The following is a 13961-nucleotide window of genomic DNA, read 5'->3' on the forward strand; positions in this document are numbered from 1 at the left end:
ATAACAAGCAGGGTATAAAAAGATTAAATAACTATTTTAGGAGGAGTACGGTATGTCATTGAAATCACTAAAAATAAAAGAAAATTTATATTGGGTAGGTTCGCTTGACCCTGATTTAAGAGTATTTGACATAATTATGTATACACCTTATGGAACTACTTATAATTCATATGTATTAAAAGGGACAGAAAAAACAGTTTTATTTGAGACAGTTAAAGATAAGCATTTTGACAATTATATTGAAAGATTAAATGATTTAAATATAGATTTTGAAAAAATAGACTATATTGTTGTAAGTCATACTGAACCAGACCATGCAGGAAGTGTTGAAAAGCTTTTGGGTTTAGCTAAAAATGCAAAAGTAGTGGCTTCAGAAACTGCAATTAAATATCTTAAGGAAATCGTAAACAAAGACTTTGAATATGTTGCAGTTACAGATGGAGATACATTATCAATTGGGGATAAAACTTTAGAATTCTTCTCTGTACCTATGCTTCATTGGCCAGATACTATATACACATATATAAAAGAGGACAAAACTCTTGTAACGTGTGATTCATTTGGTAGTCATTATAGCAATGATAAGATAGTAAATACACTTGATGAAGATGAAGAAAAGGATTATTTAGATGCTTTGAGATACTATTATGATTGTATAATGGGACCATTTAAGCCATCTATGGTAACTGCTATAGAAAAGATAAAAGATTTAGATATAGACACTATATGTCCAGGTCATGGTCCAGTATTAACTGAAAATCCTAGAAAAATTATAGACCTTTATTACAACTGGAGTGTAAATGAACAAATAAAGTTAGAAAAAGAAGTTACAATTTGTTATGTTTCTGCACATGGATATACAAAGATTATGGCAGAAGCTATAAAATCGTATATTGAAAAAAATAGCAATTATAAAGTAAATTTATTTGATGTAATAGAGCATAAACAAGAAGATATTTTAGCAAAAATAGCAGTATCACAAGGTGTATTATTTGGAACACCAACAATATTAGGAGACGCATTAAAGCCTATATGGGACATATTAGTATCCTTAAATCCAGTTCTTCATGGTGGAAAAGTTGCTTCAGTCTTTGGTTCATATGGATGGAGTGGAGAAGGTATAGAAAACGCCATGGAGAGGATAAATCAGCTTAGAATGACAGCAGTAAAACCTTTTGCCATTAACTTTAAACCATCAAGTGAAGAGATTGATAAATTACACTCTTATACAGGTAAATTCCTAGATAAGTTAAATTCTACTTTTGGAAGTAAAAAGAAAACTAAGAAATTTAAATGTGTAATTTGTAACGAAGTATTTGAAGGGGATAGCGCTCCAAGTGTATGCCCTGTGTGTGGAGCTAAGGAAGACCAATTTATAGAAGTTGAAGAAGATGAAGTTACTTTTAGAAAAGATACTGATGAATACTTTGTAATAGTAGGAAATGGAGCAGCTGGTTTTTATGCAGCAGATGCTATAAGAAAAAGAAATAAAACTTGTAAGATAACTATGATTTCTAATGAAGATGAGCTAACTTACTATAGACCTGCACTTTCTGATGGTATAAATGAAGAACTTGGTTCGGATTTCTATATGGAAGATAAAGCTTGGTATGACAAAAACAATATAGTAGTAATATTAGGAACAAATGTAGATAAGTTAGATGAAGTAAATAAAACTATTATAGTAAATGATGGAGCTATTAAATTTGATAAGCTTGTAATAGCTACAGGAAGTAGAAACTTTATACCACCAATTAAAGGTCATGATTTAGAAAATGTGTTTACTCTTAGAAATATAAAAGATTTATATAGTGTAAAAGAAGCGCTAAAAAAATCTAAGAAAGTTGTAGTAATTGGTGGAGGTTTATTGGGTCTTGAAGCTGCATGGGAATTTAGATTAAAAGGATTAGAAGTAGTAGTAGTTGAAGCAATGGATAGCATATTATCAAAACAACTTGATAAAGAAGGTAGTAAAATATTAGAACAATGTGTAAGAGATACAGGTATAGATGTAAGATTGGGTGTAGCAGTCGATGGTATTGAAGGTGATGGAAAAGCTCAAAAAGTTATATTTAAAGATGGAGATAGTGTCGATTGTGATATGGTAGTATTTTCAATTGGTGTAAGAGCAAATACTCAAATGGTTCAAGACACATCTGTAAAAATTGATAGAGGTATTGTTGTAGATAAGACATTACAGACAAATGTTAGAGATATATATGCTTGTGGAGATGTTGCACAAGTAGAAAATACTAGTTTAGCAATATGGCCATCTTCAGTAGAAATGGGAAAAATAGCAGGGGCAAATGCAAGTGGAGATAATTTGACATTTGAAAGTGATGTGTATCCAGTTTCATTAGATGCAATGAATGTAAAAGTATTTAGTATTGGTAATATACAAAATTTTGATAAAGAAATTTCATCAAAAGATGAAGGTAAAAGAATATATAAAAAATTATTTATAAGAGAAGGTTCGTTGGTAGGAGCTATACTTATAAATGATTTAAGTTGTACTGTGAAATTGATGAGATTAATATCTGAAAAAGGTGATTTTGAGGATATTATGAAGTCAGATATACTATAATTTAAATATACTAGAACAAAAAGTCTTAAAATATGACAATTCATATTTTAAGACTTTTTTGTTATAATATATAATAAAATAATTATACCTTAACTGTAAATTTATATAGATTATTTACTTTTTAATATTAGATTCATTTTTTGAGATTCGTATATAATAAAAACATAGAGTATATAATAATAGTTAAAGTTAAAAAAGGGGAAAAGCAATATGCAGTATATACAAGAATTACTTGATTTGACTCAAAATTATTGGGCATTAGCCACAATAATTGGTTTGTTAAGTGCATTTATAGAAAGCTTTATACCAGCCCTACCGCTTGTTGCTATAGTTACAGCAAATGCTGCAATACAAGGCTTATTGCTTGGATGTTTGTTATCATGGATTGGCTCAGGACTTGGGACAACCTCATTATTTTTATTAATAAGCAGATTTAATGATAGCAGGCTTTTTAACAAGTTGAGAAATAGCAAAACTGAAAAAGCAATAAGTTGGATGGATAAACAGGGATTTAAGTTATTGTTTATAGCATATGCCTGTCCATTTATGCCTGGTTGTTTAGTTACTATAGCATCAGCTTTTGGTAAAAAAGATGTAAAAGATTTTGTGCCAGCAATGTTGGCAGGAAAATTTGTAATGTTTATAGTGATAAGCTATGTGGCAAGTGATATAGAAGGCTTTATAACAAGCCCTTTAAAGATAGCATCATTTATATTATTGGTGTTTTTATCATGGAAAATTGGAAATAGAGTCAATAGAAACCTTGAAAATCATAATTATGAATTTCATCATAAAAAACACCATAATGATAAAGATGATAGAAAAATTTAGTTTGATAAAAAATAAAGATTGCCTTAAATTAATTAATTAATGTCTAAATCGCAAATTTAATATACTTATACAAATGAACCATAGAAAGTATAAGAATATTGTTCAGATTTACGTGAAATTTATAATATTGTAACTTAAGATATAGGAAGACAATTTAGAGGATTAAAAGGTTAAATTTTAAATGGAAAGAGCAGTTGATTGAAATAGATTGACTGCTCTTTTTATAAATATAATTAAATATTGCTCTAGATATATTCTTTGTTACAGTAATGAAACTAGTATGTATTTATCACAAAGAATAAAATATAAAAGATTTATTTATACTTACTCTAAAATAATGTCAATTATTAGTTATAAATATGATTATAGTAAAATATAAAATTGATATCCAATCAAAAAAATAACAATGAAATTTAAGAGTTTAGATATGAATTTTTCTGTTTTTGAGCTAGTTTTTATAGGGAGTAGAGAAATGTTTATAGTAATGGGGAAAAACAGTTCAATACCTTCTTTAGTAATAAGGTCAAGGCAAATGTGAGAGAAATATCCTATTATAAATCCACTAGACAAACATGAGAAAACTATATTGTTGTTAGTGAAGATTGTCAGAGATTTAAAAAAACCGCAAATAATTAATAAGGCAATTAGACTATGAGTAAATCCTCTATGTCTAAACCTACTTCCAAATAACTTGTAGATTAATATAAATTTTTTACTTATATAAGAACCTCTCATATCTATATCTGGAAACAAAGAACCTAAATATGCAAAATAAATATAAATTATAATTAATACTATTTTATATGCAATATCGTATTTAACTAGATATATATTGTTTATAAAGGGGAGTATCAAAAGTGCAAATATATATCCTCCCCTTTCATGTGTTTCTTTTATCATATAAAAATCCTCCTGAATCGTCACTATAAACATAATACTGGTAAATTTAGACTATCTTTTATTATATTATATAGCAAACATAAGTTTTTTTCAAAAGGATTTTAATATTTAATTAATCTTGACATTTTAAATTTTTATAATTTTCTAAAGCACCATTCCAATTGACTACATTAAACCAGTTAGCAATGTATTCATTTCTTCTATTTTGATATTTTAAATAGTAAGCATGTTCCCAAACATCAAGACCTATTATAGGAGTTAGGTTTTTACTTACAGGGCTGTCTTGGTTTGGAATAGTCACAATAGATAATTTGCCATCTTTAGTAGCTACAAGCCAAGCCCAACCAGAACCAAAGACGTCTAAAGCAGCCTTTTGGAACTCTTCTTTAAATTTTTCAAAAGAACCAAAGTCTCTATCAATAGCTTCTTTTAAAGACTCAGAAGGTATAGTTTTTTCAGGTGTCATTATATCAAAAAAGAATTTATGATTATAAGCTCCACCTGCATTATTTCTTACTGTTGTAGCAATATCTTTAGGTAAAGAATCTAAATTTTGCAATAATTCACATAAAGAATAGTTATAAAGCTCAGGATATTTTTCAAGAGCAGTATTTAATTTATCAACATAAGCTTGATAGTGCTTATCATGATGCAATTTCATGGTTTCTTTATCTATATAAGGTTCAAGTGCATCATATGCATAAGGTAATGGTTTAACCTTAAATTTATTGTTTTCAGGTGTAAAAGCAAATGAAGTTATGCACTGTGAAATTATAAATAAAGACATAATAACTGGTATTAATATTTTTTTCTTCATAAAAATCACCTCCTAATATAGTATTTCTAGAAATAAAAAAAATATGAAATATTAGCAGATAATTTATAAGAATTTAATAGCAATTTCATTTTAAATTGAATAAGTTTTAAATCTAAAGACAAAACTATGAAATATAGAATAAGACTAAAAGACAGGAAGGAATTTTGATGATATGGATGGCAATATTTCAATTTATTATAAAGGAGATATATCTAAAAAAGAAGATATTAAATTTAAAATAAAAGAATCGGTAAATAATACAAATTATATAAGACTTGATAGTAGAATAGAGTTTAAAAATGAGGAAAAAACTTTTGATTTTGAGAGATTTAATGTAATTGATGTTATTTATGGAAATAAACCATTTGAAAAGGATGGAAAAGTTATTGTTTTTAATGGAAATATATATAATTGTCATGAAATAAAAGAAGAATTGATTAAAAAAGGACACAATTTTACTACAGGCAATGATAGCGAAATCTTATTGGCATCTTATATGGAATTTGGTAAGAATTGTGTACATAAGATAAAAGGAATGTTTAACTTTATAATCTATGATAGAAAAAATGAAAGTATATTTGGAGCAAGAGACTTATTTGGAATAAAACCACTTTATTATATAAATAAGGAAAAAGCAATAATATTTTCCTCGGAGTATAAGTTTATACTTGAATATATAAAAAATTTAAATATAAATGAAAGAAGCTTACAAAGTTATTTTTCATTTCAGTATGTACTTCCTGAAGATACTATGATACAAGGAATAAGGCTGATACCAGCAGGTAACTATTTTAGAGTAGAAAATGGAATACTATCTTTAAAGAGATATAACAAACTTGAATTTAGAAGTAGTACAAAATTTTTTTATACTAAAAATCACTTAGGCAATAGAGATGTGGGTGAGGAAGATGTAAGAAATGTAGTAGTAGATTCAATAAGAAATCATATGAAAGAAAACAAAGCAATTGGAACATTCTTGTCTGGCGGAATAGATTCATCTATTATAACCACTGTAGCTTCACAAATTAATCCAAATATAAAATCTTTTTCTGCAGGTTTTAATGTTAAGGGATATAGTGAATTGGAAGTAGCAAAGAAAACGGCTGATAAGTTAGGTATAGAGAATATCCAGATTAATATAACACAAGATGAATATATAAAAGCATTACCAAATGTAATTTATTCTTTGGATGACCCCATAGCAGACCCTTCAGAAGTAGGTCTTTATTTCTTAATTAAAGAGGCAGGTAAACATGTTAAAGTAGCATTGTCTGGAGAAGGAGCAGATGAACTATTTGGAGGATATAATATATATAAAGAATATAATACTATGAAATCAGTTGTAAACTCACCTACTTATATTAGAAGTATATTAGGAAGAGTTTCAGAACTTATGCCCAACATCAAGGGGAGAAACTATCTTTATAGAGCTACAACACCATTAGAAAAAAGATATATAGGAAATGCAAAGGTTTTTGAAAACAGCGAAGTAAAAAGATTCTTTTTTAAGTATAGAGAAAAGAATATATATGAATATCTGCTGTCTAATTTGTATAGAGATGCACAAAAAAATAATTACGATTATATAAGTAAAATGCAACACATAGATGTGAATACATGGCTTCAAGGAGATATACTTCAAAAAATTAGTAAACTTTCTACAGCTGAGAAGGTTGAACTTAGAGTTCCATTTTTATATAAAGATGTATTTGATGTAGCAAAAAATTTAAGAATGGAGCAAAAAATAAATAAGAATAATACAAAAGTTTTACTTAGAGAGGCGTTTAGAGAAATAGTCCCAGAACATGTTATTCAAAGAAAAAAATTAGGATTTCCAACTCCAATAAGAGTTTGGTTAAAAGATTCTCTAGGGGATATTGTGAAGGAAACTATTTCTAATTCAAATGTAGATGAATTTATAGATAAAAAATATGCAATAAAACTTTTAGATATGCATCTTAAAGGTCATAGAGATAATTCAAGAAAAATATGGACTATATTTACATTTTGTCTATGGCACCAATTATTTATTGAGCATAAAAATATTGAGTATTAATCTTGTTTTAAATATTAGACAGAGGGCGAAAGCATAGAATGCTTTCGCTCTCTTTGAAATAGGTATAAACCAGATTGTGCTTGCTTAGTTTATTATTTCAATAAAATTATTAGCAAATATTTTGACAAGACTACTTTCTACAGCTAAATTTAAGTTTGGGGCTGTAAGTAGATTTGTGTAAAAACAAATTTACCTATAGTCTTTTTGGTATACAAAATTGGTAAATTTGGAATAATATTCATATAAAAAATTTTGGAGGTTTTGAAAATGAAAGATATAATTGTTCCAGATGTTGATTATCAAACAGAAGTTAAAAAATGCAAGACAATGGAAGATGTGGTTGGGAAAAATGGCCTTATGCAAAAACTATTCAAAGATGTTATTCAGCAACTATTAGATGCAGAAATGGAGGAGCATTTAGGTAGAAATAAATATGAAAGAAAAGATATGTGTGATAAAAATTATCGAAATGGATATAGTTCTAAAAATGTAAGTAGCAGTTTTGGAGAGGTAAATTTAGATATACCAAGAGATAGAAATGCTGAGTTTGAGCCGAAGGTTGTAAAAAAATATGAAACGGTTTGTAATGAACTAGATAAAAAAATAATTGGTCTTTATGCATGTGGCATGAGTGTAAGAGATATTCAATCAGAAATGGAAGAGCTGTATGGAATAGATGTATCACCATCAATGATATCTAAAATAACCGACAAGGTTGTGGAGGCTGCCGCCGAATGGCAAAGTAGAACTTTAGAATCAGTTTATCCAATTGTATATATGGATGCTATGCATTTTAAGGTAAGAGATGATAATAAAATAGTTTCTAAAGCTGCATATATATGTATGGCTTTAGATATGACTGGAAAAAAAGATATTCTAGGTATTTGGATAGGTGAAGCCGAAGGTGCTAAGTTTTGGTTATCAGTCTGCAATGACCTTAGAAATAGAGGGCTTGAAGATATATTGATTGCCTGTATGGATGGTCTAAAAGGACTTCCAGAAGCAATAAAAACGGTATATCCAGATGTAAGTATACAAACCTGTATAGTTCATCAAATTAGAAATAGTTTTAAATATATAGCATCAAAAGACCAAAAAGAATTTATGAAAGATTTAAAATCAGTTTACAAGGCATTTAATGAAGAAACAGCACTCTTGAACTTGGATTCCTTGAAGGAAAAATGGTATCAAAAATATTCAGTAGTAATAGATTCTTGGTATAATAATTGGAGTAATTTATCAACATTCTTTGCATACCCAGAAGATATTAGAAGAATTATATATACTACAAATGCACTGGAAGGTTTTAATAGGCAACTTAGAAAATATACTAAAGTCAGAACAGTATTTCCTACAGATGAGTCACTTAGAAAATCATTATACCTATCAACTATGAAAATTATTGAGAAATGGAACTCTCCAAATCAAAATTGGTCAGCTACATTAGGTCAACTTACAATAATGTTTGGAGATAGAATTCCTAAAAATTATATAATATAATTTTTTTGAAAAATGGTACATTTAGTGTATAAAAACCTAAATTTAACATACAATAAATGTGTATAAAATACCATTATTAGTATTTCCTGATAATAAAAAAATATTACTAGAATTGAAAATTTCCAGTAATATTTAATAGCAAAAATATATATTTACACAAATCTATATACATTCTCTTAAGTTTTGTCCATAATGGTTTAATAGTACAAATCGTATTTTTTCTTCTATAATTAAGATGATATAATCTATTATAAAACAACTTAAAACAATATAGTACAATAATTTTGTAGTTTCAAAATAAAATATGTACTTGTTTATATAAATGATATATAATTACATATTAAACATAGCTTTTACACATTTAATAAAGTATGTAAAATCTATGTAAAAAGTAAGAAATATAAACATTTTTTTAATTATATTTTAAAAATATCAAGTAAGTTTTATTCACAAATGAATAAAAAATGTTATAATATGATTAAAGAAAAAGATAAATAATTAGCAAGATTTGTTTAGCTAAAATTAACAAGGGAGCGATAAATTATGGGTATAACATTATCAAAAGGCCAAAAGGTTGATTTGACTAAAGGAAATCCAGGTCTTAAAAATATTTTAGTAGGTTTAGGATGGGACACTAACAAGTATGATGGTGGATTTGACTTTGATTTAGATACAGCAGCATTTTTAACAGGAGCAAGTGGAAGTGTTACTAATGATGGAGACTTTGTATTTTACAACAATTTAAAACATACTTCTGGAGCAGTTGAACATCTAGGTGATAACAGAACTGGTGAAGGTGATGGAGATGATGAGCAAATAGTTGTTGATTTATCTAAGATTCCTGGAGAAATAAGCAAGATTTCTTTTACTGTTACAATTCATGATGCAACAGAGAGAAGACAAAATTTTGGACAAGTAAGCAATTCTTATATAAGAATAGTAGATAAAGATACGAATGAAGAGTTAATAAAGTATGAATTAGGAGAAGATTTTAGTATAGAAACAGCTATAGTAGTAGCTGAAATATATAAGCACAATGGAGAATGGAAGTTTAATGCACTAGGTTCTGGTTTTGAAGGTGGTCTTGCTGCACTATGTGGAAACTTTGGAATAAACTTATAATTTCAACTATAATAATAAACTAGAGGGGGATATTTTCCATGGCTATAGTATTAAAAAAAGGACAAAAAATAGATTTAACTAAGGGAAATCCAGGTCTTAAAAATATAAAACTTGGACTAGGCTGGGATACAAATTCATTTGATAGTGGCTATGACTATGATTTAGATGTAAGTGTTTTCATGGTTGGAGAATCTCAAAGAGTTGAAAAAGATGAAGATTTTATATTCTATAATAACTTAAAACATCCATCTGGAGCAGTTGAACACTTAGGTGATAATAGAACTGGTGAAGGTGATGGAGATGATGAGGAAATATTAGTGAATCTAGATGTAATGCCAAAGCATATACAAAAGATAGCTGTAACTGTTACAATATATGAAGCCGCTGAAAGAAGACAAAATTTTGGACAAGTAAGCAACTCATATGTAAGAGTTTTAAATTCTGAAAATGATGAAGAAATATTAAGATATGACTTAGGCGAAGAATTTAGTATAGAAACTGCAATTACGGTATGTGAGATATATAAATACAATGGAGAATGGAAGTTTAGTGCAGTTGGAGCAGGATTTGAAGGTGGCTTAGAAGCACTTTGTAGAAATTATGGCTTAAATGTTTAATTTAAGTAATATAATATATTAAATATAAATAACCTATACAAATAATGTATAGGTTATATTATATAAAATTTGGTGGAGGTTTAGTATGTCGATTAATTTATCAAAAGGTGATAAAATAGATTTAAAAAAATCTAACCCCGGACTGAGTAACATACTTGTAGGTTTAGGATGGGACCCTGTGCAACAATCCGGTGGAGGATTTTTTAAATCGTTATTTGGTGGAGGACAAGCTGATATAGATTGTGATGCATCTGTATTTATGCTTAATCAAGAAGGTAAATTAAGTGGAATAAAAGATTTAATTTATTTTGGAAATTTAAAAAGTGCCTGTAAGTCAGTTTTACATACAGGAGACAATCTAACTGGTGAGGGTGCAGGTGATGATGAACAAATCCTAGTTAATTTGGATAAAGTTCCATCAAATATTCACAAATTATTATTTGTAGTAAACATATATAATTGTGTGGATAGAAAACAACACTTTGGTATGATAGAAAATGCCTATATAAGAGTTGAAGACCAAAGCAATAAGAAAGAGATAGCAAAATATAATCTATCTGATAATTATTCTGAAAAAACTACTCTTATAGTAGGAGCTATATATAGAAAAGATGGAAGTTGGCAATTTAAAGCAATAGGTGAAGGAACAAAAGATGCGGGTCTTAAAGAAGTAATGCAAAATTTAGACAGGATTGAGTGTGCATATGGAATTTAATAATGATATCAAATATTATAATGTAGAGAAAGAAGAAGTGACAAAAGACTTATCTGTTAATCCTGAAAAAGGTTTATCAGAATCAGAAGTCAAGGTGAGAAGAGAAAAGTATGGTTTAAATGAATTTACTCCAAAAGAAGAAGGTAGTTTTTGGGATGATTTAAAGGAAAGTTTAAGTGAACCAATGATAGTTATCTTGATTATTGCAGCAGTAGTAAGTGCAGTAATTGGGGAAACTCATGATGCAATAGGGATTGTAGGTGCTATAGCAATAGGGATAGCAATAGGTATGATTACAGAAGGTCGTTCTAAGAAAGCAGCAGAGGCCCTTTCTAAGTTGACTGAAAACATAGAAGTCAAAGTATTAAGAGATGGAGAAGTACATCAAATTTCTAAGAGTGAATTGGTACCAGGTGATATAGTATATATTGAAACTGGCGATATGGTACCTGCTGATGGTAGACTTATAGAAACTATAAACCTTAAGGTTAGAGAAGATATGTTAACGGGAGAATCTGATGATGTATCTAAAAAGTGTGATGTAGTAGTTTCTATGGAAGAAATAGAATCTAAAGGAGCAGTAGTAGTACAAGAGCCAATACCTGCAAAACAGATAAACATGGTGTTTGGTGGTACACTTGTAGCTTATGGTAGAGGAGCTCTAGTTGTAACTTCAATTGGAGATAGTAGTGAAATGGGTAAGATTGCTCAAAACTTATCAGAAACAGATGAGCAGACTCCACTACAGATAAAACTTGGAAATTTAGGTGGTTTGATAGCCAAAGTATCTAGTGCAGTAGCAGGATTGTTATTTATATTTATGGTTTTTCAAATGGTAAGTAAGAATGTATTAAATGTAGATATGTCTGGACTATTACCATTTTTAGAATCAATAGACCCTGTTAAAACAGCATTTACAGTATGTGTTGCGTTGATAGTTGCAGCAGTTCCAGAAGGTCTTCCAACTATGATAAATATGACACTTGCAATAACAATGCAAAAAATGGCTAAAATAAATGCATTGGTTACTAAAAAAGAAGCTTGTGAAACTATAGGTTCTGTTTCTGTAATATGTTCAGATAAAACTGGTACATTAACTGAAAATAGAATGACTGTAGAAGTTGCATATATTGATGGAAGATATATTGAAAGTCCAGAAGAAGAAATAAATAGTTATTTTGAAGAAAACTGTATGATAAATTCTACAGCTGATATAGAGCATAATGATGGTGATGTTAAGTATTTAGGAAGTGCTACTGAATGTGCATTGCTTTTATACTACAAAAACGTAGACTATAGACAAGCTAGAAAGAATTCTAATATAGTAGCTCAAAATCCTTTTACTTCTGATTCAAAGAGAATGACTTCTGTTATAGGTCAAGATAATCATCATGTACTATTATCAAAAGGAGCACCAGAAGTCTTACTTGAGTTATGTTCACATATCCAAAGAGGAAAAGATGTAGTTCCATTAACTGAAAACATAAAACATGAGATTTTAGAAGAAATAAAGAAATTACAAATAAAATCAATGAGAACTTTAGGGTTTGCATATAAAGAAATCTCACAAGCTGAAGAAGAAGCAGCAGTAACTGCTGAAAGTGATGTTATGAATGTAAGTGCAATGGAAAATAATTTAGTATTTAGTGGTTTTGTTGGTATAAGAGACCCACTTAGAAAAGACGTTATAGAGTCTGTAAACACAGCAAATAAAGCTGGTGTTTCTGTAAAAATGCTTACAGGAGATAATATAAATACAGCAAGAGCTATAGGTGAAGAATTAGGCTTATTAAAAAATAATATGAGAGTGGTTGAAGCTTCATATATAGATACTTTAGATGATGAAGAGTTAAAGCAAGAGATACAAAGTATTTCAATTGTTGCAAGAAGTAAGCCAGATAGTAAGATGAGAATTGTTTCAGCTCTACAAAAGAGCGGAGATGTTGTTGCAGTAACAGGTGATGGTATAAACGATGCTCCAGCACTTTCAAAAGCAGATGTCGGGATAGCTATGGGTATATCTGGTACAGAGGTATCTAAAAACGCAGCAGACATAATTTTAACTGATGATAGTTTTAGCACTATTGTAAAAGGTATTAAATGGGGTAGAGGAATTTATGATAACTTCCAAAGATTCGTTCAATTCCAGTTAACTGTAAATGTAATTGCATTTTTAGTTGCTATAATATCTCAAGTTATGGGACAAGAGATGCCATTTACTACAATACAATTATTATGGGTAAACATCATCATGGATGGTCCACCAGCACTAGCATTAGGTCTAGAGCCAGTTAGAGACCATGTATTAAATAGAAAACCTGTTGATAGAAAAGCCAATATAATTTCTAAGTCAATGGTGTATACAATAGTATTAAATGCATTCTATATAACAGCAATACTAATGTTACAATCTACATTTAACTTCTTAGGAGTTGATGAAGCTCATAAGGGAACAGTAATGTTTGCGTTATTTGCTTTTAGTGCATTGTTTAATGCATTTAACTGTAGAGAATTTAATGCAGATAGTATTTTCCCTAATTTTACACATAACAAATTAGCACTACAAATAATAGTATTGACAGGAATTGCACAAGTAATATTTACTCAGTTATTCCAAGATTTCTTTAACTCTGTAGCTATGGATGTTATGACATGGGCAAAAGTTCTATGTGTAGCAGCTAGTGTAATTGTAGTTAATGAAATTGTAAAATGTATAATAAGACTGGTAAAACCAAAAAAAACTGTTTAAAATAAATTTTTTAGAAGAGAACAGACTGACTCAAAATATGTATTTTGAGTCAGTTCTGAATAAACATTTA

10 protein-coding genes are annotated in these 13961 nt (G+C 28.8%); 8 read left to right on the top strand and 2 right to left on the bottom strand.

The window, feature by feature from the left end:
- Positions 1-52: 52 nt before the first annotated feature.
- Positions 53-2584 (top strand): FAD-dependent oxidoreductase, encoded by a 2532-nt coding sequence (locus tag JJC02_07950; protein ID UDN56074.1) that lies wholly within the window; start codon positions 53-55, stop codon positions 2582-2584.
- A 210-nt stretch (positions 2585-2794) separates the two neighbouring features.
- Positions 2795-3415 (top strand): TVP38/TMEM64 family protein, encoded by a 621-nt coding sequence (locus tag JJC02_07955; GenBank protein ID UDN56075.1) that lies wholly within the window; start codon positions 2795-2797, stop codon positions 3413-3415.
- Between the two features lie 363 nt (positions 3416-3778).
- On the opposite strand, the gene JJC02_07960 is transcribed toward JJC02_07955, so the two are convergent.
- Together JJC02_07960 and JJC02_07965 are read right to left on the bottom strand one after the other, a co-directional pair.
- The gene (locus JJC02_07960) at positions 3779-4315 is read right to left on the bottom strand and encodes a metal-dependent hydrolase (GenBank protein ID UDN56076.1); all 537 of its coding nucleotides are present in this window, start codon (positions 4313-4315) and stop codon (positions 3779-3781) included.
- Positions 4316-4427: 112 nt separating this feature from the next.
- Positions 4428-5102: a superoxide dismutase gene (locus JJC02_07965; GenBank protein ID UDN56403.1), complete on the bottom strand. Its 675-nt coding sequence runs from the start codon at positions 5100-5102 to the stop codon at positions 4428-4430.
- 202 nt (positions 5103-5304) lie between these two features.
- On the opposite strand from JJC02_07965, the gene asnB reads away from it, so the two are divergent.
- The 6 genes from asnB to JJC02_07995 all read left to right on the top strand — a co-directional run bounded on the left by asnB (position 5305) and on the right by JJC02_07995 (position 13891).
- Positions 5305-7188 carry an asparagine synthase (glutamine-hydrolyzing) gene (gene asnB / locus JJC02_07970; GenBank protein ID UDN56077.1) on the top strand — a complete coding sequence of 628 codons (1884 nt, stop codon included), beginning with the start codon at positions 5305-5307 and terminating at the stop codon, positions 7186-7188.
- Positions 7189-7455: 267 nt separating this feature from the next.
- Positions 7456-8688: an IS256 family transposase gene (locus JJC02_07975; protein ID UDN56078.1), complete on the top strand. Its 1233-nt coding sequence runs from the start codon at positions 7456-7458 to the stop codon at positions 8686-8688.
- Between the two features lie 543 nt (positions 8689-9231).
- A complete protein-coding gene (locus tag JJC02_07980; protein UDN56079.1) occupies positions 9232-9810 on the top strand; it encodes a TerD family protein in 579 nt (192 codons plus the stop codon).
- A gap of 38 nt (positions 9811-9848) precedes the next feature.
- A complete protein-coding gene (locus JJC02_07985; GenBank protein ID UDN56080.1) occupies positions 9849-10427 on the top strand; it encodes a TerD family protein in 579 nt (192 codons plus the stop codon).
- Between the two features lie 85 nt (positions 10428-10512).
- A complete protein-coding gene (locus JJC02_07990) occupies positions 10513-11142 on the top strand; it encodes a TerD family protein (GenBank protein ID UDN56081.1) in 630 nt (209 codons plus the stop codon).
- Complete coding sequence (locus JJC02_07995) at positions 11132-13891, top strand: calcium-translocating P-type ATPase, PMCA-type (protein ID UDN56082.1); 2760 nt, start codon at positions 11132-11134, stop codon at positions 13889-13891. The genes JJC02_07990 and JJC02_07995 overlap by 11 nt, the downstream gene beginning before the upstream one ends.
- Positions 13892-13961: the final 70 nt, after the last annotated feature.

The organism is Clostridioides sp. ES-S-0054-01 (genome assembly GCA_021561035.1).
GTDB lineage: Bacteria > Bacillota > Clostridia > Peptostreptococcales > Peptostreptococcaceae > Clostridioides.

Coding starts and splice junctions, on each gene's coding strand:
- JJC02_07950 (UDN56074.1), top strand. CDS start 53: ATGTCATTGAAATCACTAAAAATAAAAGAAAATTTATATTGGGTAGGT.
- JJC02_07960 (UDN56076.1), bottom strand. CDS start 4,315: ATGATAAAAGAAACACATGAAAGGGGAGGATATATATTTGCACTTTTG.
- JJC02_07965 (UDN56403.1), bottom strand. CDS start 5,102: ATGTCTTTATTTATAATTTCACAGTGCATAACTTCATTTGCTTTTACA.
- JJC02_07985 (UDN56080.1), top strand. CDS start 9,849: ATGGCTATAGTATTAAAAAAAGGACAAAAAATAGATTTAACTAAGGGA.
- JJC02_07995 (UDN56082.1), top strand. CDS start 11,132: ATGGAATTTAATAATGATATCAAATATTATAATGTAGAGAAAGAAGAA.
- JJC02_07975 (UDN56078.1), top strand. CDS start 7,456: ATGAAAGATATAATTGTTCCAGATGTTGATTATCAAACAGAAGTTAAA.
- JJC02_07990 (UDN56081.1), top strand. CDS start 10,513: ATGTCGATTAATTTATCAAAAGGTGATAAAATAGATTTAAAAAAATCT.
- JJC02_07955 (UDN56075.1), top strand. CDS start 2,795: ATGCAGTATATACAAGAATTACTTGATTTGACTCAAAATTATTGGGCA.
- asnB (UDN56077.1), top strand. CDS start 5,305: ATGGATGGCAATATTTCAATTTATTATAAAGGAGATATATCTAAAAAA.
- JJC02_07980 (UDN56079.1), top strand. CDS start 9,232: ATGGGTATAACATTATCAAAAGGCCAAAAGGTTGATTTGACTAAAGGA.